Source organism: Kitasatospora sp. NPDC059577, assembly GCF_042735475.1.
Classification (GTDB): domain Bacteria; phylum Actinomycetota; class Actinomycetes; order Streptomycetales; family Streptomycetaceae; genus Kitasatospora.
On sequence record NZ_JBHWBZ010000010.1, the window covers coordinates 144,418 to 164,340 of the forward strand.

At 74.1% G+C, this 19,923-nt stretch carries 12 protein-coding genes; all 12 read right to left on the minus strand.

All coding sequences use genetic code 11. The annotated features are described in order from the left end of the window. Positions 1-45 precede the first annotated feature (45 nt). Genes ACFV0O_RS12085 through ACFV0O_RS12140 form a run of 12 tightly spaced genes read right to left on the minus strand, consistent with a single transcriptional unit; the run spans position 46 to position 19,909 of the window. Entirely contained in the window at positions 46-3,969 is a 3,924-nt protein-coding gene (locus ACFV0O_RS12085) for a putative baseplate assembly protein (protein WP_380339847.1), read from the minus strand. Then, the gene (locus tag ACFV0O_RS12090) at positions 3,966-7,190 is read right to left on the minus strand and encodes a putative baseplate assembly protein (RefSeq protein ID WP_380339850.1); all 3,225 of its coding nucleotides are present in this window, start codon (positions 7,188-7,190) and stop codon (positions 3,966-3,968) included. Before ACFV0O_RS12090 ends, ACFV0O_RS12085 begins: the two co-directional genes overlap by 4 nt. Further along, complete coding sequence (locus ACFV0O_RS12095; protein ID WP_380339853.1) at positions 7,187-7,597, minus strand: GPW/gp25 family protein; 411 nt, start codon at positions 7,595-7,597, stop codon at positions 7,187-7,189. The genes ACFV0O_RS12090 and ACFV0O_RS12095 overlap by 4 nt, the downstream gene beginning before the upstream one ends. 8 nt (positions 7,598-7,605) lie before the next feature. After that, positions 7,606-7,938: a hypothetical protein gene (locus ACFV0O_RS12100; protein ID WP_380339856.1), complete on the minus strand. Its 333-nt coding sequence runs from the start codon at positions 7,936-7,938 to the stop codon at positions 7,606-7,608. Positions 7,939-7,952: 14 nt separating this feature from the next. Further along, positions 7,953-8,462: a phage baseplate assembly protein V gene (locus ACFV0O_RS12105; protein ID WP_380339859.1), complete on the minus strand. Its 510-nt coding sequence runs from the start codon at positions 8,460-8,462 to the stop codon at positions 7,953-7,955. A gap of 22 nt (positions 8,463-8,484) precedes the next feature. Beyond that, positions 8,485-9,579 carry a hypothetical protein gene (locus ACFV0O_RS12110; protein ID WP_380339862.1) on the minus strand — a complete coding sequence of 365 codons (1,095 nt, stop codon included), beginning with the start codon at positions 9,577-9,579 and terminating at the stop codon, positions 8,485-8,487. Positions 9,580-9,634: 55 nt separating this feature from the next. After that, positions 9,635-9,988, minus strand: coding sequence for a hypothetical protein (locus ACFV0O_RS12115; protein ID WP_380339865.1), 354 nt, complete (start codon positions 9,986-9,988; stop codon positions 9,635-9,637). After that, complete coding sequence (locus tag ACFV0O_RS12120; protein ID WP_380339868.1) at positions 9,988-10,632, minus strand: hypothetical protein; 645 nt, start codon at positions 10,630-10,632, stop codon at positions 9,988-9,990. The genes ACFV0O_RS12115 and ACFV0O_RS12120 overlap by 1 nt, the downstream gene beginning before the upstream one ends. After that, positions 10,629-11,231 (minus strand): hypothetical protein, encoded by a 603-nt coding sequence (locus ACFV0O_RS12125; protein WP_380339871.1) that lies wholly within the window; start codon positions 11,229-11,231, stop codon positions 10,629-10,631. Before ACFV0O_RS12125 ends, ACFV0O_RS12120 begins: the two co-directional genes overlap by 4 nt. 34 nt (positions 11,232-11,265) lie before the next feature. Continuing rightward, the gene (locus ACFV0O_RS12130; protein WP_380339874.1) at positions 11,266-17,538 is read right to left on the minus strand and encodes a DUF4157 domain-containing protein; all 6,273 of its coding nucleotides are present in this window, start codon (positions 17,536-17,538) and stop codon (positions 11,266-11,268) included. After that, entirely contained in the window at positions 17,535-17,888 is a 354-nt protein-coding gene (locus ACFV0O_RS12135; RefSeq protein WP_380339877.1) for a hypothetical protein, read from the minus strand. The genes ACFV0O_RS12130 and ACFV0O_RS12135 overlap by 4 nt, the downstream gene beginning before the upstream one ends. Continuing rightward, the gene (locus ACFV0O_RS12140; RefSeq protein ID WP_380339880.1) at positions 17,879-19,909 is read right to left on the minus strand and encodes an ATP-binding protein; all 2,031 of its coding nucleotides are present in this window, start codon (positions 19,907-19,909) and stop codon (positions 17,879-17,881) included. Before ACFV0O_RS12140 ends, ACFV0O_RS12135 begins: the two co-directional genes overlap by 10 nt. Between the last annotated feature and the right edge of the window lie 14 nt (positions 19,910-19,923).

A 19,923-nucleotide genomic window follows, 5' to 3' on the forward strand; every position in this document is an offset into this window, starting at 1 on the left:
GTTCGCTCTCCCCCGGCCTCCGGCCGGGGGGACCCCACCGCTCGCTCATCGGACGACCTCCTTGAGGATCAACGTGTCGGGCAGGTTCGGTGACAGCAGGGCGAGTTGGGCCGGACGGATGCCGCGGAACACCGTCACCACGCGGCCGGGCGGCAGCGGCCGGGTGTCGGTGACGGACGGGTTGAGGCGCAGCAGCTCGGCGACCGAGATTCCGTTGCGGGCGGCGACCTCGGTGAGGGTCTCCGCTTCGGGGCCCCGCACCCGGTACCGCTGTTCGTCGAAGCGGGCGAGTCGGGCCGGGACGCTCGGCTGCGGCTGGGCGAGCCGCTCGGGCAGGTGCTCCAGGCCCTCCGGGGTGAGGCTGCCGGGCACGCTCGTGAAGGCGTCGACCTCGACCCAGTCCACGCCGGGGACGGCCTGGGCGGCGGTGAGCACCTCGGACAGGTGGGCGCTCTGGCCGAGTTGGCGCCCGGCGTAGCCGAGCCGGTCGAGCAGGGCGCGGCGCAGCGCCGGTTCGACCAGGTCCCAGGAGTGGTCCGGGTCGACCTTGACGCTCAGGGCGACGACCAGCAGGACGAGTTCGCGCAGCGCGACCTCGACCGGCAGCTTCGGGTCGCCGTAGGTGGTGAGCGAGGACCGCAGGGTGCGGATCAGGTCGGAGTCGGCGGTGAACGGGATGTCGTCCACCCCGGCCACCGTGACGTGGACGAGCTCCCGCCTGCCGTCCGAGAGTCGGGTGGCGCTCGCGCGCCCGATGCCGGCCCGGGAGCGGGTGAAGTCCTCGTAGTCGGGCACCGAGACCAGCCGGTCCAGGGCGGTGACGGCGAGGGGGATGTTGTGCCTGGCCAGGCCCGGGCCGTCCGGTCCGGCGCCGCCGGTGGCGGGCAGCGGGTTGACGACGGCGGAGACGCCGAGCGGGCGGGTGGTGAGCTGGGTGATCCGTCCGGCGCCGACGTTGCCGCTCTCGCCGATGCCGATCCGGTAGCGGGCACGGACGTTCTCCCGGCCGGTGGGCAGGCGTGAACCGTGCACGCCGTCGCCGAAGGTGACGGTGGTGCGGCCGTCGGTCGTGGTCGCGGTGACGTAGACCTGTTCGTCCGGGCCGCGCCCGGCGAGGCTGTCGACCTCGTGCCAGCGCACCCCGTCGACCCGGACCTCCAGGGTGCTGCGCGCGCCCCTGGGGGTGTCGGCGGCGAGCCAGGTGAGCGGCGACTGCCACAGCGTGAAGCGCTGGCCGGGGATGCCGGCGTCGCCGCTGCCGATGGCCTCGTCGCGGGTGGCGCCCTGGGTGGCGCGGACCACGTTGCCGAGGACCTGGACGGTGTCGCGCCGGTAGCGGAAGGCGAGGCGGGTGCTGAGCGTGATGGTGGTGCGGACGGTGTCCCCGGGCAGGCGCGGGTCGACGCCCTGCTCGACGCCGGCGATCATGGCGCGTTCGGTGCCCCGGACCCCGGTGGTGTTCGGGATGTCGGTCCGCTCGCCGCTGACCGCGATCCACCGGCCGGGGGTCAGCCCGTCGTAGAGCCGGGCGAGTTCGATCCGGTCGCCGTGGACCTCCTCGGTGACGGGCTCGTCGGCGAGCCGCCGCGGGGCGCCGCGGGGGGAGTCCGGGGGGTGCCCGTGTTCGGGGAGGGGGGGGGGGGGGGGGGGGGGCCCCGCCGCTGCGGGGGGGGGTCGAGCCCCCGGGGCGCGGTGCCGCGCCGGGGGCGGGGGCGGGCGCGGCCCCCCCCGCGCCCCCCCGCGGGCGTAGACGGTGGCGTCCCGGATGTCCGAGAGCTGGGTGTCCTTCTCGTCCGACCACGGCTGCTGAAGGGACAGTTCGGTGACCTTGCCGGTGATGCCGAAGTCGGCGCGGGAGATCACCCGTACGTCGGTCACCCGGGTGATGACCTCGGCGAGGTCGCGGTTGCCCGGGATGCCGCCGTCGATTCCCTTGCGCGGGCGCTGGATGACCACCCAGCTGCCGGGCGCGATCTGGTCGTACACGGCGTCGAGGGTGAGGACCGTGCCGGAGACCGGCTGCAGCTTGGTGGTGAACACCACCTCGACCGCGGGCGGCGACTCGTCGGTGGCGGTGTAGCGGTGGACCCGGACGTTCAGCTCGCCGGACTCGCCGGTCTTCTCCTGGCCCGGGTCGAGCTGGTAGTCGAGCGCGGCGCCGGGCCCGCCGTCGACCTTCACGTGGATGCGGCCGTCGGCCTGCGGGCGGGACACGAAGACGGTGCGCTCGGGCAGTTTGGCCAGGAACGTGGCGCTGACCCCGGCCTCCTGGTCGGGAGCGGGCACGGCGGCGCGCACGGCCGTGGCGTGCGGATTCGGCTGCGGCGCCGGCGGCTCGGTGGTGACCATCGTGACCTGTCCGGGCCCGAAGGGGAAGGTGTGGTCCCACGGCAGCGAGAAGCCGTTGTGCGTCAGGCTGCCGGCCTCGACGTACGTGAAGTCGGCGGTCTTCGGGACGGTGCCGGCGGTGTCGAAGCCGACCCGGACGCCGATCAGCGTGCTGCCGGAGAGCGGCCAGTCCACGTAGCGGTCGATCCGGCCGTCGTTGCCGTAGACGGGCTTGAGCGGCGCGGTGGCGCCGAACGGGGTGGCGACCACCCGCATCGCCTGGATCTCGTGCACGGCGAGCGGCGCCGTCAGGTCGACCTGCCGCCAGGCGGGGTAGAGGCCGTCGCGCAGCCGGGGGTCGAGTGCGGACAGCAACTGCACGCCGAGGTCCGATCCGGGCGCGAACAGGCGCTGCGGGTCGCGGGCGAGGTCCCGGGCGCTCAGCGGGGGCCGGGCGGGGGCGGTGCGCAGCGCCGCCAGCACCGAGCCGAGTCCGCGGACGGCCGGGTCGGCGGTGCCGATGCCGGGAGGGTGCGGTCCGGGCTTCTCGGGAGCCTGCGGCGGCTCCAGCTGGTGGGCGCGGTCGCGCAGGCCGGACAGCTCCTCGCCGAGGCGTCCGAACCAGTCGGCCACCGGCTGCTGGGAGCGCGCCAGTTCGGCGGCCTCGGCCGACCGCGCGATCACCGGGGCCAGCCGGTCGGCGAAGTCCGCGGGGGTGCTCAGCGGGCCGGACGGCCGGTCGAGGTCGGCGCGCAGCGGGGCCAGCACCTGGTCGTCGAAGTCCCGGACGATCCGGCTGTGCCCGGGCCTGGGGTTCGGGGCGTTCTCGGAGACGGTGATCCAGTCCGCCAGCTCGGCGCGCAGGTCCTTGAGGGTGCGCAGGTCCCGGGGCAGCCCGATCACCGTGACGTCGTTCTCGCGGTCGATCCGCACCTCGGGCACCAGCCGCAGCACCCGGTGGACCGGGTCGGCGGCCTTGTCGGAGCTGAACACGAACAGCAGCCGGTCGCCGGGCTTGATGTTGTTGGCGGTGCCGGCGGCGAACAGCTCGGCCCGGCCACCGGGGTTCAGCTGTCCGGGCGTCAGCTGGTACGGGCGGCGGCGCAGCACCGCCAGTTCGTTCCAGGCGGAGCGGGCGGCGAGGTCCTCGACGGTCTCGAAGGACTGCGGGTCCTCGCCGGGGCCGGGGACGCTCTGGCTGCGGGCGCCGCGCGGGATGGTCACGGTCGGGTCCTCGGCGGCCCTCGGGTCGTGGTCGAGCGTGTAGGCGAGGTAGGTGTCGGCGGCGACGCCGGGCCGGGGCCGGTGCCCGACCAGCCGGCCGAGCAGGGTGAGCGAGACCTCCTCGGTGGCGGTGCGCAGGTAGCCCTCGTTGGCGATCCGCTCCGAGTAGAAGGTGAGCACGTCGGCGAGCACGGCCCAGGAGTCCAGCAGCGCGATCGCCGGGTCGTCCGGGGTACGGACGGTCAGGTCGCGCAGCGCCGGGTAGGCGGGTCCGGACAGCCGGGCGAGCAGGCTGTCGAGGAACTCCCCGTAGCTGCCGACCCGGTAGCCGATGGCGTCCAGCCCGGGCGGGTTGAACAGCGGGACCGGCGTCGCGGTGGCGGTGCCCAAGCAGCCGCAGGTGCACTGGCCGCTCATCGGCCACCTCCGATCACGATCGAGAGCCGGCCGTTCTCCGGCCAGTCGGGGTCGTTGTCGCAGCCGGCGATCTCCAGCGCGCCGGGCCGCAGCAGCCCGTCGGCCAGCTCGCCGTCGTCCCGCCCGAACTGCCGCCGCAGCCGGGTGACCCGGGCACTGACCACGCCGGGTACGGCGGCGGCCGCGGCCACCAGCCGGGAGACCCGCACCGGCTCGCCGAAGCCCAGCGCGTCGGGGTGGAAGAAGCCGAGGCGGCCGTCCGGCAGGGCGCGGTTGCCCAGCACCCGCCGCAACTCGGCGAGCACGTGGCCGCGTTGGTGGCCGGGGGCGGCGCAGACCTGCAGTTCGAGGTCGAGCGGCACCACCAGGGCGGGGCGGACGACCAGGTCGTGGCCGATCCGGCGGTACGCCTCCAGGCCGTGTCCGACCGCTTCGAGCAGGGCGGTGTCAGCGGTGGCGTGCCCGTACGGCTCGACGGCGACGTGGACCTCCTGGACGCTGCCGGTCCAGCGGAGTTCGGCGGCGGCCCGCCGGACGCCCGGCAGGGCTGCGGCCAGCTCCGCGTAGTCGGCGGCGGTGACGGCGCGCAGCCGGGTGCGGCTCAGCGCGAGCGGGGCCGACTGCCGTACCTGGTCGAGCGGTTCGGGATCGGTGCCGCCGCTCGCGGGCATCGGGTTGCGGACCCGGAGCAGCGCGTCCTGCGGCGGTACGACGGTGCTGGGCCCCCTGGGGTGGGGCGGCTGGTCCTGGCAGACCACCAGATGGTTGATGGCCTCCGCGCCGACGTTGCCGGCCGTGCCGTTGCCGATCCGGTAGGCGACCCGCAACTCCGCGCCGGGCCGGGGCGGCTGACCGTGCCGCCCGTCGCCGAAGCGCAGCGCGAGGCGGCCGTCGTCCTCCGGCTCGCCGACGAAGTGCCGGTCGCGCGGGCCGTCGGCGAGCAGGTCCCGGCGGGGCGTCCACTCCTGGCCCCCGGCGGTGGCCCGGACGGCCGGCAGTGCGGCACGGGGGTCCTGGACGGTGATCCCGGACGCCGGGCCGGCCAGCGCGGGGGAGTCGGGGTCGAGCCCGGAGGCGTACCGCCCGCCCCAGCTCTGCGCCACCTCCCAGACGCCGGGCCGCCGGAGCACCCCGCCGGAGCGGGCCCGGGCGGTGAGCACCTCGAGGCGGCGCAGTTTGGCGGCGAGCAGGCGGGTGCGGCGGGCCAGCAGTTCGCGCAGCCCGGCGGCGGGCCGTTCGGCGAGGTGCAGCTCCTGTACCACCGGGGCCCCGAACAGCAGGGTCAGTTCGGCGAGTTCGGCGCGGGAGAGGGGGTGGCCGCAGTCCGTCCGGTGCCACAGCTCCTCCAGCCGCCGGCGGACCCGTTCGGGGATGCCGGCGAGCAGGGCGGCCTGCCGGGCGCAGACGTGCGCCCGGTCGGGGTAGGCGGCCGCCTGGGTCACCGGCGCGTAGCGCAGCACCGGGCGGAAGGGCTGCGGCAGGACGGGGTAACGGGTCTGGTCGAGCAGCGCCTCCAGCGTCGCCGCCTGGGCGTCGGCCGTGGGCGGCTCGACCACGGTGCCCTGGCCGTCCTCGCCCTCCGCGTTCGCGCCCGGCGCGAGGTGGATGCTCAGCCCGGCCCGCCGGACCGCCGCCTCGCCGAGCAGCCCGTACAGCTCGCGGACCTGGTGCGGGCCGAGCTGGCGGCCGGTCCTGGTCCGGTCGAGCAGTTCGTGGATCGCCTCCGCCGCGGGGCTGCCCCCGGTGCGGTCCGCGCAGCCGGATCCGTCCGGTCCGCAGGGAGCCACCCGGACCGGCTCCGGCGGCACCGCGAAGGTCTCCGGGGCTCCGCCGCAGAAGGTGAGCGAGCGGCCGTGGTCGACCAGGACGACGTTGCCGCGGGCGACGCTCACGTCGGTGATCGGGCCGCAGTCGCTCCCGCCGCGTGCGGACAGGCAGACCGGGAAGGAGAGTGCGTCCTCCGGCGCCCACTCGACCTCGACCACGGGCTGCTGGTACAGCTCGTCGACCAGACGGGTGACCGAGGTGAGCCGGACGGCCTGGCGGTGCGCGGGGTCGGCGTCGGCGGCGGCGCCGGTGCGCGGGCCGAGCACCTCCTCGACGACCAGCAGGTCGCCGGGGCGCAGCGCCAGGTGCCGGGTGCGGTCCTCGGGCCGGTCGGCCTCGTGCCAGTCGTCGCGCAGGGTGGCGGAAGTCGCGCCCTTCGGCAGGACGCAGTCCCGGTCGCCCCAGGTCCAGAACCGCAGGGTGTTGTGCTCGGGGTGCAGCACCAGGTCCGTTCCGCCGAGCGGCTCGAACACCTCGACCGCCGCGGTCCGGGTGAGCGCGTCCAGTTGCTCGTCGGGGATCACCGTGGACAGCTCCGGGCGTTCCTGCGGACCGAGCCGGCTGACGTCGACGGCGGCGAAGCGGAAGCCGCCGGGGTGGAGGGTGAGCGGGCGGTCCGTCGCCAGGGCGACGAACGCCCTTGCGTTACAGCCGTCGTGCACGGCGTAGTCGATCAGCCGGACGTGCCGGCGCACCGACACCCGGCGGCGGGCGGTGTCGAGGTACGCCTCGGTGGCCACCGCGTCCTGCTGGTACGAGAGCTGGTCGGCGGTGTGGGCGAGCAGCTCGACCAGGGTGATGCCGAGGTCGGGCAGGTGCCGCTCGGTCCAGCCGGGGGTGGTCAGGCTCATCCGGTCCAGCACGAGCCGGCGCAGGCTCTCGTAGTCGCGGGCGGTGTAGTCGATGACGGCGGACGCCGGGGCGGAGGGCGGGCAGCTCTCCTCGGTGCGGCAGTCGTAGGGGGAGGGGCAGTCGGCGCCGAAGGAGAACCCGGTGCTCGCGTACCTCGGGTCGAAGCCCGGGTACGGTCGGGTGCCCGGCCGGCCGTAGGCGTCCGCCTCGACCACGGTCAGCCGGTAGCGGGAGGTGTCGCCGACCCGGTCGAGGGTGACGTGCATCCGGTCGTCCAGCTCCGGGTCGTCCGCGCGCTCGATCTCGACCGCGAGGGCGCGCAGTCCGGTGATCCGGCGGCCGCCGTCGACGCGGATGTTCTCCGGGCCGAGCTCACCCGGCGCCCGGCCGAGGAAGGTCACGGTCAGCGTGCGTCCGTCGTCCTCCGGCTCGGCGCCGTCCAGGCCCAGCAGGTGCGCCGCGCGCACGTCGGCGCGCCGCAGCTCCGTCCCGCACGGTTCCGTCCCGCACCGGGCCGTCGGTTCCTCGGATCGCCCGGTCATGCCGCCACCCCGCCCTCGAACACGTCCTGCCGCTGCGTACCGGTCCGGCGGACCACGTACGCCAGCTCGACCCGTACCACGTTGTCCTCGCTCTCCACGTCGAGCGCGGCGATCTCGATCACGTCGCCGAGCCACCGCTGAAGCGCCGCCTGGACGGACAGCTGCAGGGTGGCCGCCAGCTCCGGGCTGTTCGGCGCGAAGACCAGGTCGAGCAGCCCGCAGCCGAAGTCCGGGTGCATGACCCGCTCGCCGGGGCTGGTGAACAGCAACTGCTCGATCAGGTCGCGCACATGGTCGTCGTACGCCGCCTCGGCGGTGCGCCCGCGGCTGTCGATCCGGAACGGGAACGCGAGGTCCGTCCGGGCCGGGGCGGGCAGTTGTGAGATGTTCACGGGCCCGGTGTTCATGCCGGTGTTCACACCCCCACCGCCCGCTGCTGGACGACGGTCACGATCGGCGGCCCCTGCGGGACCTGCTCGGCGCTCTGGCACAGCCCGACGGCGGACTGCGGCAGCGCGGGGGAGCCGTTCACCCGGATCCGGGCGGACGGCAGCACCCAGCGGACCGTCACACAGGGCTGCGGCTTGCCGGCCACGTTGAACGGGCAGCCGGTGACGGTGTACTGGTCGGCCGTGCTGGTGACGGCCTGGCCGGCGACCAGCGCCCGCGCCTGGGCGGGCCGGGCCGTCACCTGGCCGCCGTGCGGGCAGGTCACCGTCGCATTGACGTGCAGCAGATTTCCGGTCATGACGTTCTCCCCCGTCAGGTCACGCTCAGAGCGTCCTGGTTGATGGAAACGGTGGCGCCGACGAGCGAGATCGAGGCGCCCTGGCCGTTGCTGATCTGGATGCCCGAGTCGTTGATCACGATCGAGGCCCCGCTCGGGGTGCGGAGCGTGATCCCCGTGGTCGGGTCGTCGGACAGGACGATCACCCGCCGCCCGGTGGTCTCCAGCACCGTGTTCGGCGCCCCCGGCGGGCCGGTCGCCGCCTCCACCGGGACCTCCGAGGCGGAGCCGTACCAGCAGCCCGTCCAGATCGGGTAGCTCTGGTCGCCCTGCTCGAACTCCACCCACACGCCCGCCCCGACCGGCGGGACCGCGTAGTGCCCCATGCCCGGACCGGCCACCGGGAAGCAGGGCATCGCCCAGGTCGACACGGCCTCGCCCAGCACGTCGGGCACCTGGGCCTGGATGCGGCCGATCCCGAGCGGGTCGGCGTTGTTCACCACCGTCCCCCGGAACTTGCCGAGGTAGCGGGTCGGTTCGGCCATGCGGGCAACTCCTGCTGCAGCATCAGGGGATGACGGTCGGCTGAAGGGCGATCAGGCCCTCGCGGGTCAGCGTGAAGTTCTGGGTGTACGAGCCGCGCTTGAGGTTGTGGGTGACGCTCTTGACGAAGTACAGGCCGTCGTAGGTGAGCCCGGCGCCGCGGACGCCGACCAGCTCGCGCGGCCGCAGCACGTGCCCGTACCGGACGACGTCGAGCTGGCCGGAGCCGGAGACGGCGTCCGCCGACTGCATCGCCTTGGCGATGGTCTCGGCGACGGCCTGGCCGGTGTCCTTCTTGGCGGTGTCGGCGATGACCTTCTTCTTCAGCGCCGGCGCGGGCTTGAGCGCCAGCGGCGGGCGCAGGATGCTGACCTCCGGCACCGGCAGGACGGAGGACACCTTGGTCGCCGGGAGCTGGATGCGGGCCTCCGGCTCCTCGCGGGCCGTGCCGTCGAAGGCGAACGTCAGCTGGTCGACGTTGGACAGCGCGTCCATGTTCACGTTCAGCGCGTGCTGCGGGACGCCGAGCCGGTTCTCCGGCCCCCAGTAGGCGCGGCTCATCCCGGGGACCGGGCCCGGGTCGAGGTAGAACACGTAACCGTTGGCCTTCGCCAGCTCGCTGACGTACCCGAGGTCGGTGCCCTTCTGGAAGTCGATCCGCCGGGTGGGCATCGGCGTCTGCGGCACCAGCTCGGGGACGACCAGCGGCAGGATGCCGTACTGCCCGTACTTGCCGATGATCGCGGTGACCCGGGCCGCCGGGGACATCGCGGGGAAGGGCACCCCGGCCTGCTCCTCCAGGTCCATCAGCACCGTCAGGTCCTCGCCGGTCACGGTGAGCGTGGACTGGCCGGGCTGGTTGCTGATGCCCACCTCCTGGCGGATGATCACACCGTCCATCAGTACGGTCGGGGTGCCCGTCACGGTCACCATCAGCACGACCCTGGTCTTCGGGTCGAAGAAGCCGCCCGGCAGCAGCGCGGTGTTGATCAGACCCTGCTTCGACAGGTCGAAGGCGAGCTGGAACCCACTGCGCTGCCCGGACGCCACCGTGACCTGCGCCGACAGCAGGGCGTCCGTCACCGGCTGCGGCACCGGCACCGGGATCTGCGGACCCATCAGCAGGCTGAGACGGATCGACCCGACCGGCCCGCCCCCCGTGACGGCCGAGGGGTCAGGCACTGCCCACCCCCGGCACCGCGCCGGGCAGCGCGATGGTGATCCGCCGACCCGGCGTCGCGGTCAACTCCCGCGGATCGACCACCGGGTTGGCGTCGGCGATCCGCCACCACTGGTCGGCGCTGCCGAGGTAGCGGTTCGCGAGCAGGTCGAGGCGGTCGCCGACGCTCACGGTGTGCTCGGCCAGCGGGGTCAGACCGTCCGCGCTCGGCAGCAACCTCCGCTGCAGGTACGGTACCTGCCGCCCGTCCGGCGTCGTGCGCAAGGCCACCGGGACGCCGTGGTACCGGCTGGTCAGCGGGTACGGCGAGGGCGCGGGCAGCCCGTTCAGCGGGTCGTCGACGGTCATCAGAACCCCCCTCCGAGGCCGAGCGCACTCAGCCGGCCACCGGCCGCCGTGCCGACCAGCCGCTCCTTCTGCGCCAGATGCGCCAGGTACAGCTCCGCCCCGCGGTGCCCGGTCGGCAGATCACTGACGGTCAGGACCCGCAGACCGATCGCGACGGCCGCCCTGATCGGATTCAGGTCGATGTCGAACGCCTCCTCGGTGATGGTGAGTTCGGTCAGCCGCACCGGCAGGATCCGCTTGCCACCCCAGGTGAAGAGGGTCAGCGGGGCCTCGATCGGAGTGATTTCGAGAGTGCCCAGCGCGGCCAGCGCCTGATTGGCCAGCAGCTGCGCACTGGCCGGCTGCACCAGCAACTCCAGCGTCGCCAGCTGCGGATGGATCCCGTTCGGCGACGGCAGCTCCAACTGGTCGGTGGCGTCCAGCTCCGCGGTGAACTTCCACGTCTCGACGGCCGGCCCCTTCAGCCGCAACGCCTCCGTCCGGTCCCCACTCCCGTCCGCCCCCGCCACCTGCGGCGCCAACGACCGCTCCAGGCTGTCCGGATTGAACTGCAGCACGATGACCCGCTGCGGAGTCCCCCGCTGCGGATCCACGATGACCAGCCCGGACCTGATGGGTTTGGGGGCGTCGGTGTAGCCGGTCACGCGTCCCCTCCTTCCCCGTCGGAGTCCTTCTCCGGGGAGGCCCGGCGGTCGCGCTCCGCGATGGTGGCGCGAGCCTGGTCCCGGACCTTCTCCTCCGGGTCGTGTTCCCGGAGGAACACGAACAGGGGATGGAGTTCCTCCCAGTCGACCCGCCCGGCGCAGAAGACGGCGATCCGTCGGACGAGCGGCTCGGGATCGTTCATCGACCAGCGGAACAGGGCGAACATGTCCGGGTCGAACGGGCCGTAACAATGGACGGAAAGCATCCGCAGGGCGTTCATGAGGGCGACGCCGTCCCGGGTGCTGTCGAACAGCTCCGTCATGGTCTCGTTGTCGTGCACGTCGATTCGCCCGCGGACGAATTCGACGGTCGGTTCCCGGTCCAGGCCCGCGATCAGGAAGTAGTGGACCTGAAGGAGATCGTCCTCGATCCAGTAGACGGCCGCACCGCGGTCGGGCGTCAGCCAGATCTTCTGGAAGGGGGAGCCGTCGCTGCTCTCACTCGTCGAGTGGAGATCCCAACCGGCTTCTTCCGCGAGCCTGTCGACCTCGGCACGACCGAGTACGTCCTTGGGTACGAGCCGCACGAACAGGGTCAACGGAACTCCTTCATCGCAGTAGGGGGTTGAGTCGTCACGAGGGTATCCACAGGCCGCCGGGCGATCTCCGCCATCCGGGGTGCAGCTTCTCGTCCGACGCTATTCGGCCGTCGGGCGCGAGGAACCTCGCGGCGTTGTGCATCGCCCACAGGGGGAACTGCTGGACCAGCTGTTCGTCGCTGAGCATCAGGACATCGGCCTTGGCCTTGGCGAAAGCGCGGATTATCAGGAGCTTGGACCGTGTCGTCATCCCCGCCACGGCCGTTTCGAGCTGAGCGCCCCTCCTGGTGAGCCCGCCGGTCCGGGAGTTCGTGTGCTCGGCGGCGATGCCCTGTGGGTTCAGCAGGTACTGCGAGCCGGCCACGGCGTTGCGTGGCGCCATGGTGTTGGTGTTCGACACGACGTCCTGCCAGGTCGCCTCGGGGAAGTTCGCGAGTTGCCAGGCCGCGATGTTCGTCATGGCGGCTGCCGGATAGCGAGCGCCCTCGACGGTCGGCATGAGCCTGGCCGCCGCTGCCATGGTCTCGGCGGCCTTCGGATTGCTGCGGAAGAACTCGTCCTGCGGGACTCGGCGCTGCACGAGGTCGAAGAAGGCTCGCTGCATCCGCTGACGGGCTTGGGTCGATCGGTCGGCCGCGCTGACGCCTTCCTTGCCGAGGCTGTGGGCGAGCATGTCCTCGATCTCGGCCAACTTGTCGGCTGCCGCGTCCTTCGACGCCGGCCCGGCCTTGACGTAGTGCCCCGACCCCAGACCGCTGAGCACCTTGACCAGCCCTGGCGGAGTCTCACCGGCCCGGTCGCCGCTCCTGATGGCGCCCTGCTGTTCGCTGACACCGATCTCCATGCCACCGCCGGATGCCATGATGATGCGCTCGTGCCCCGGAGGCCGGTTCCCCCCGTGGATGGCACGTGCCTCGACCAGACCGGCGCGGGCCGGCCGGCTCTCCTGGCTGGGCGTGTCCGACGCGCTGCGGCGCTCCTGGTAGGCGCGCTGCTCCTCGTTGAGCACGCCGGCCTGGGCGACGACCTCCGGTGCGTTGATCAGTTTCTCGCCGAGCTGTTCCAGGATGCGCATCAGTGCGGGTTCGTTCTTGCGCACCAGGTCCTCGGCCGCCGGGATGTGGTCCCGGACGTCCTTCTCCGGGTTCAGTTCGGCGGTGATCGCGGTCAGCGGCCCGTCCTCGCGGGCGCTCAGGCCGGTCAGCCGGTACCACGCCCGCATTCCGCGGAGGACGCCACGGAGCGTCAGGCGGCCGATGCCGAAACCGAGCAGGCGATCGACCTTCGGCCGGATGCGGGCCACGATCAGTTCGAGGCGCTGCTTCTTCGCGTCCGGGGAGTTCTCGTGGGCGCGGCGTTGGGCGCGCTGCTGTTGGCGCCTCTGGTGCCAGGCGCGCAGGCGGTCACGCTGTTTGCGGTAGCCGTCGCGGAGCTTGTGGGCGCCGGCGGTGAGGGCGCGGCCGAGTTTGCTGTTCAGGAGCTTGCGCCCGAGGGTGCGGGCGGCGACGCGGACGCGGGTGAGGGCGGACTTGACGGTCTGGCGGGAGGCGTTGAGGGCGCGGCCGACGGGGGAGGTGGGGCGGCGGGGTGCGGTGGACTTGGGGCGGGTGACCTCGCGGCGCGGGCGTCCGGGGGTGGGGGCCGGGTGGCGCTCCGCGTGCTGGACGGTGTGCCGGGCGGGGCCGGTACGGGCCGGGCGGGCGCGGCCGGGTGAGGGGGGCTTGCGGAGGGACTGGGTGGCCCGGCGCAGCCCTGCCCGGGCTTTGTTGACGGCGTTCCCGGCGGCCTTGCGGGCGCCCTTGCCGGCCCTGGCCAGGCCCTTGAGGATCTTCTGGGCGATCCCCTTGAGCTTGGTGCCGACGGCTTTGCCTGCCCCCTTGAGCTTGCTGAGCAGGAAGTTGGAGATGAAGTCGAGCAGCGCGACCACGCCCGCCGCGACCGCGTCGGCGAACAGGCAGGCGGCCGAGCCGGATTTGACCGCCTTGAGGAAGGTGACGAACTTCCCGATCGCGGCGACGATCTTGCTGATGGTGTTCCATGCCGCCACCAGGCCCTGGATGATCGCCATGATCGCGCCCGCGGCCGGCACGATCAGCGACACCAGCTTCTCGACGACGATCGAGACGATCATTCCGGGCAGTGAGGCGACGATCGCCTGCCAGGCCATCCGTCCGATCTGGGCCATCGAGATGCAGCCCTTGACCAGGACGTTGACGATGGTGGAGGTCAGGCCGACCACCGACTCGACCTTCTCGTTGAACCAGGTCCGCACCGCGCTCTTGATCGCACCCCACAGGTAGTGCTGGATGCCGTCGATCGCGGCGGTGCCGAGCTTCTTCAGCCACCCGCCCGGGTCGGAGGCGATGTCGCCGATCAGGACCGCGAACTCTCCGAAGACCGCGATCGCCTTCTCGACGAAGTCGATCGCGTCCATGACGGACTTGCGGACCGCCTCGATCGCGGCCTTGAGCCCGGCCTCCAGCGCGTTCAGCAGCGCGTTCAGCCCGGCGGCCAGCAGGTCGAGCAGCTTGTTGACGGCGTTCTTGAGCTTGTCCGCCCACTCGTTGACCTTGGCGACGGCTTTGTCGCGCCACTCCTCGATCTTCTTGCGGAACTTGTCCCGCAGTTCGGGGAAGGCCGCCAGCAGTACGTCGCAGATCTTGATCAGCGCGTCGGCGAGCTTGTCGATCAGCTCGACGGCGAACTTTCGCGCCTGGTCGATCGCCCAGTTCGCGAACTTTCGGAAGCCGTCGATGATGTCGTTGATCAGGCCGCGGAAGTAGTCGAAGACCTTGGTGACCGCCTCGACCAGCGCGTCGAAGGCGGCCTTGACCTTGGACTTGACCCAGCCCCACCAGCCCTCGGACTCCTCCTTCTTGCGGTCCTTCTCCTTCTGCGCCTTCTCCTCGGCCTCCTTCCGCTTGTCCTGGATCTTCTGGTTGTCCTGCTGCTGACGGTCCCGGACGTCCTTGTCGGCCTCGGTGCGCTTCTTGCCGATCTGTCCGGTCTTGTCCTGGTGCTCGGCGTCGGCGTCCTGGTCCGCGGTGGTGGCCTTCTGGTCCTGCTCGGTGCGCCACTGCTCGCGCTCGCCCTTGACCTGCTCGGCGGCCTCGCCCCGTTCGCCGGCCTGGGCCTGGGCGTTGTCCGCCACCGCCTGGTCGACCTCGGCCTGGTTCTGCCGGCGCGCATCGGCCTCGCCCTGCTTCTGCTTGGCCTGTTCGGAGCCCAGTCGGCTCTGGCCCTGGCCGACCGCGGCCTGGATCTGCGGGCCGCGCTCCTGCTGGGTCACGATGCCGATGCCCGGCTCGGTGTCGACCGCGCCGCCGGCCCTGGCGCCCCCGCCCTTGCCCCCGCCGCCCGGTACGGAGGCGGTGAGGGTCTCCTTCGGCACGTCCGGGTAGATCCGGTCCTCGCCCATCGGCTTGGCGGCGTCCTCCCGGCCGACGCCGAGGATCTTCGTGGAACTGTCCTTGAGCTTCGCGGCCTGCCGGTCGGTGCGCGCCGGGTCGCTCTCGCCGGTCAGTTCGACCTCGGGCGCCCGGCCGACCGTGGTGTTCAACGCCGGATCCGTCGTGGGGACGCCGTCGACCGCGCCCTGCACTTGCTGCACTTCCTGCGGCGAGACCTGGGTGCCCGCGTCGTCGGCGACGTGCGGCGCGGCGACCCGGTCGCCGGGGTTCCGGCCCTCGACCTTCTTCTGCTGGGCCTTCTGCTGCTCGCCGTCCGCGCCCTGCGGACCGACCCGCTCCAGCCGCTCCGTGACCGCCACGGCGGGCGGCGCGGCCTCGGGCGTGCCGGACTGGGTCTGCGGTGCGCCGGACGGGCGCTGGACGGTCGGCGGGGCGGCCTGCAACCGGGCGTGCTGCTCGCCGACCGTACGGTCCACCGAGCCGTCCACGCCGTCCAGGGTGGTGGCCAGCTGATCGGGCGGCAGGCTCGCGGCGGTGGCGAGCGCGCTCTGCGGGTCCTGGGCGGAGACGTCGGGCGGGGCCTGCTGCTTCTCCTGCTCGGGCGGGGCGCCCCCGGCTGCGCCACCGGCCGCGCAGCCGCCACCGGCGCCTCCGCCGTTGCCACCGGCACCGCCGTCCGGCTCCGCCTCGGTGGTGGGCTGCTGCGGGCCCGCGCAGGCACCGCCGCCGGACTCCAGCGAGGCGTCCGGGGCGGGCTGGGCGGTGAGTCCGGCGGGCGCGTCGGCCTGCTCGGCAGCCGGGCCGGGGCCGGGGCCGGTGGCGGTGGCGGCGTCGGCGTCGCGGCCGGTGTCGGGAGTGGCGGCGGGCCCGCCGGGGCCGTCGCCGCCGACCGGACCTGTCGTGCTGGGGGCCGCGGCGGGGAGCTCCGGGCCCGGGCCCTGCGGCTCGGGTGTGGCCGCGGGCTCGGCCTCGCGTGCCTCCTCGGCGGGGGCTTCCGGCTGCTGCGGCTCCGTCGGGGCGGGCTCGGTGGCGGCCGGTGCCGGGGTTGCGGTCGGGTTCGTGGCCGGGTCGGGGCCGATCTCCTGCTCGACCGGCTGCTCCGGCTGGAGGTCGCGGGCGCTCCGGTCCTCGGCCTCGGCGCCGGGGCTCGGCTCGGGGGCGGCCGCAGGCTGGGCCGGGTCGGGCTGGGCCTGCTCGGGAGCCGTCGGCTCCGCCTCGTCCTCGGGCCGGCTCTCCCGCTCGGCCTGCACCTGGTCGGCCTTGGTCGCGGGCGGGGCGGGGAACTCCGGCGCCTCGGCATTCGCGGAGGGCGCGCCGTCCGCAGTCACCGGGATCTGATCGGCGGTCGGCACGCCGGACACGTCGAGATCGGCCGAGGGCAGGAAGTCCCCGGGATTGAGCTCCGGCCCGGGCTCGGCCGACTGCGACTGCCGCTCCCGGTCCGTGGCGGGGCCGTCGTGGACCTCCGCGTCCGCGCCGGGCTCCAGACCCAACGGCCGTTCCTCGTCCGGTGTTTCGCGCTGCTGCTGGTCGCCCTCCAGCATTCCGTGCCGGGCGAGCGGGCTGTCCTCGGCCCGCGCGATCGCTTCCAGGCGCTCGGGCTTGACGGGTGCGGGCTGCGGCAGCGGCGCGGCGGCGGGCTCCTGCGGCTTCGTGCCGGCCGAGGGCTGGGCGGCGGCGTCCGCCGGTCCGGCTTCGGGCGAGCCGGGTACGGAGACGGCTGCCGGCTGTGCGCCGTCCTCCGTCGTGGCGGCCTGCTCCGGCCCCGCGTCGGGGGTCGTCGGGGGCGCCTCCTCGACGGTGGGAGGCTGTGCGTCGGCGGCGGGCTGGGCCTGACCGGCCTCCGGCTGCGGGGCCGACTGCGCGCCCGGTGGAGTCTGCGCGGCCTCGCCCTCCGCGGGCTGGGCCTGCTGCTCGTTCTGCTGCTCCGGGCGCTCCTGGTCGTCCTGGTCGTTCTTGCCGCCGTGCCCCTTGCGGCGCTTGCGCCGACCCTTCGGGTCGTCCGACTGCCGTGCTTCCTCGTCGAGTTGACGCTTCCGATCCTGCTCGTCGCGGTCCTGCGCGTCCGTCTGCCCGCGCTCGTCGGTGGCCCGGTCGGCGGCATCGGTCACCGGCTCGGGCGTCTGCGCGCCGTCCACGTCGGCCGGGCGGTGCTCGGCGGCCTCGACCAGCTCCAGCACCCGGGTGTAGTCCGACGAAGGCAGCCGGTCCGCCAGCCGGGCAAGCACGGAGGCCTGCAACTCCGGTGCGAAGCTTGCGAGTTGCAGGCGGACCCGGCCGGAGGAGTCGGTCGGGTCCCCGCGCAGCGAGCGCAGGATGCCGGCCGCCAGCCGGTCGACCAGGGTGGCCGGATCGAGCCGCTCGGTGCGGAACCGGTCGGCGTCGACGGTCGCGTAGCGGAGCCAGCCCGGCGTGGCACTCGGCGTCGCCGCCGCCGGCCGGTCCTCGCGCGCGCCGTGCTCCGCCTCCCGTTCGATCGCGTCCTGCGGCAGGCTGACCGCGCCCAGGTCACGGCCGGCCCGCAGCGCGCCGAGCGGGTTCGGGGCCTGGACGGTGTGCAGCAGCTCGTGGGTGAGCAGCCGCCGGCCGTCCTCACCGGCCGGCCGGTACTTGCCCTCGCCGAAGAAGAGGTCCGGACCGACGGCGACGGCGTCCGCGCCGATCAGCTCGGTCAGCGCGGCGGAGTCCCGGTCGGTGTGCACCCGGACCCGGCTGAGGTCGTGCCCGAGCCGCGCCTCCAACTCCCGGCGCACGCCCGGGTCCAGCGGCTGGCCCGCGCCGGAGACGATCTCCTTCGGCTCGGGCGTACGGGCCTTCGGCGCCCGCGTCTTGCGCCGGGTCGCGCCCTGCTTGGCGTCCTGCCCGGAATCCCGGGCAGGAGCGTTCAGTCGGCTCATGTCCGCCCCCGCTCCGGCGCCCGGCCACCGCCGGACAGTCCGGTGTGCACGGCGCGGGCGAGCGCCTCGCCGAGCCGCTGCGCCGAGGCGTCAGCCGGCAGCGGCGGCAGCCCGGAGAGCAGGTCCAGCGCGCGGTCGCCGCCGACCGCGAGCGGCACGCCGCGCGTCTCGACCAGGCGGGTCAGCTCGCTCCGGAACGCCGCCGTCAGCCGCTCGTGGTCGATCCGCGCGAAGCCGTCGAGGACCAGCTCGCCGATCTCGACCTCGATCCGCCCGGCACCGCCCGTCCCCGCGCTGCCCGGCTCGGCGCTGCTCCTCCGCCCGATCCCGGGCCCCTCGGTCAGATCCATCCGGAGACCTCCGAGGGCGACAGCGAGCGCTCCAGCTTGAGGTACTCGGTGCGCGCGGCGGCCAGCAGGTGCCGCATCTGCATCGGGCAGTCCTCGTCGGCGGCCAGGAAGGCGGCGGACAGCGCGATGTTGCGGATGGAGCCGCCCGCCACGGTGAGCTGGGCGAGCCGCTCCGGATCGACGCCCCGGCTGGGGGTCTGCGCGGGGATGACCCGCCGCCAGATCTCGGCGCGCTCCGGCACTCCGGGGAACGGGAAGTCGGCCACGAACCTGATCCGCCGCATGAACGCTGGGTCCAGCGCCTTCTTCATGTTGGTGGTGAGCACGGCAAGGCCCCGGTAGGCCTCCATCCGCATCAGCAGGTAGCTGACCTCCAGGTTGGCGTAGCGGTCATGGCTGTCCTTGATCTCGCTGCGCTTGCCGAACAGCGCGTCGGCCTCGTCGAACAGCAGCAGCGCGCCGCCGCGTTCGGCCGCGTCGAAGACCCGCCGGAGGTTCTTCTCGGTCTCGCCGATGTACTTGCTGACGACCTGGGAGAGGTCGATGACGAACAGGTCCACGCCGAGCTGCCCGGCGACGACTTCGGCCGCCAGCGTCTTCCCGGTGCCCGACCCGCCGGCGAACAGCGCGGTCACGCCGAGGCCGCGGCGCAGCACCGACTCGAAGCCCCACTCCTGGTAGACCGTGCCGCGCCGGCGGACGTGGGCGACGATCTCGCGCAGCGTCGCGAGCTGGCGCTCCTCCAGGACCAGGTCGTCCCAGGCGGCGCGCGGCTCGACCCGCCGGCCCAGCTCGTCCAGGGACATCCGGGCTTCCACCAGTCCGGCGTGCCAGGCCAGTCGGCTGACGTCCGCACCCTCCGCGCCGTCCGCACCCTCCGCGCCGTCGGCGCCGTCCCCGCCGTTGCCGCTGGACTCGGCAGCCCGCCGGGCGGTCGCCGCGGCCGAGCGGATCACATGGCCGGGCAGCGAGAACTGCGCGGCCAGCGCGCGGAGTCCGCCCTCGGTGACCCCCGGCGCACCGTCCAGCGCCTCGGCCCAGATCCCCAGCTGCTCCTCGGGGCCGAGCGGGGGCACGGTCAGCCTGGCACGGTCCGAGGCCCCGGCGGGCGGGGGCTCGTCGCCGGACACGACCAGCGGCACCGCGAGGCCGGCGAGGAAGGCCTCCGCGCCGTTCGGGGCCTGCGGACGCTCCCGGCCCGGCTCCCCGCTCTCCACCAGCAGCGCGGCCGGGATCAGGATCGCCTCGCGCTGCCACAGCCGGGCGAGTTGCTCGCGCTCGGCGGGCTCGGTGGGCAGGTCCTCGCGGTGCGCGGCGTAGAGGCCGAGTCCGGCGCGGTGGGCTGCCTCCGCCGCGATCTCCCAGCGGGTGCGGCGGTCGGCGCCGGTCAGCTCGGTGTGCGGCGGGCCGGACAGCCCGGCCGAGGTCCACCCCCGCGCCAGCGCGGCGGCGCACCGCTCGTGCGGGCCGGGCAGCCCGTCGGGCGGTCCCACCCGGGTGAGCAGGCCGTGCAGCCGCACGTCCAGGTACGGCACGCCGACCAGGAAGTGCAGCACCCGCTCGTCGATCCGCAGCCGGGAGGCGGTGAGCGCCGTCTCGTCGTCGAGTTCGATCAGCCGGAAGCGGCGCAGCGGGCCGACCGGGGTGAGCGCGCTCCAGTGCGGCTGGTCCAGGGCGGCGAGGGCGAGGGAGAAGGTCGGGTACGCGCGCCCCGGGTCGCCGCCCGCCGCGGCGCACCGGGCGGCGGCCGTGGGGTCGATCGCGGGGGCGGAGGTCAGCACGAGGACGTCGCGCTCGAACGGGGTGAGCCCGAAGGAAGCGGTGACGGCGTCCAGGGCGGTGGCGGGCTGCCGGCGCCCGCCCCGGCGGGTGCCGGGGGCCGACGGGACGGCGGGCTCGGAAGTACGGCCGGCCGCGTGCGCGTCGACCCGTTCGAGCACGGCGGCGACCGCGGCGGACAGCGACTCCCGGTGCGAGTCGTCCGCCGAGCCGTCGCGGCCCTGCCTCCGGCGCGTGCTCATCTCCGAACCTCCCG

Coding starts and splice junctions, on each gene's coding strand:
- ACFV0O_RS12110 (WP_380339862.1), bottom strand. CDS start 9,579: ATGGGTCCGCAGATCCCGGTGCCGGTGCCGCAGCCGGTGACGGACGCC.
- ACFV0O_RS12100 (WP_380339856.1), bottom strand. CDS start 7,938: ATGACCGGAAATCTGCTGCACGTCAATGCGACGGTGACCTGCCCGCAC.
- ACFV0O_RS12130 (WP_380339874.1), bottom strand. CDS start 17,538: ATGAGCCGACTGAACGCTCCTGCCCGGGATTCCGGGCAGGACGCCAAG.
- ACFV0O_RS12140 (WP_380339880.1), bottom strand. CDS start 19,909: ATGAGCACGCGCCGGAGGCAGGGCCGCGACGGCTCGGCGGACGACTCG.
- ACFV0O_RS12095 (WP_380339853.1), bottom strand. CDS start 7,597: ATGAACACCGGGCCCGTGAACATCTCACAACTGCCCGCCCCGGCCCGG.
- ACFV0O_RS12085 (WP_380339847.1), bottom strand. CDS start 3,969: ATGAGCGGCCAGTGCACCTGCGGCTGCTTGGGCACCGCCACCGCGACG.
- ACFV0O_RS12135 (WP_380339877.1), bottom strand. CDS start 17,888: ATGGATCTGACCGAGGGGCCCGGGATCGGGCGGAGGAGCAGCGCCGAG.
- ACFV0O_RS12105 (WP_380339859.1), bottom strand. CDS start 8,462: ATGGCCGAACCGACCCGCTACCTCGGCAAGTTCCGGGGGACGGTGGTG.
- ACFV0O_RS12090 (WP_380339850.1), bottom strand. CDS start 7,190: ATGACCGGGCGATCCGAGGAACCGACGGCCCGGTGCGGGACGGAACCG.
- ACFV0O_RS12115 (WP_380339865.1), bottom strand. CDS start 9,988: ATGACCGTCGACGACCCGCTGAACGGGCTGCCCGCGCCCTCGCCGTAC.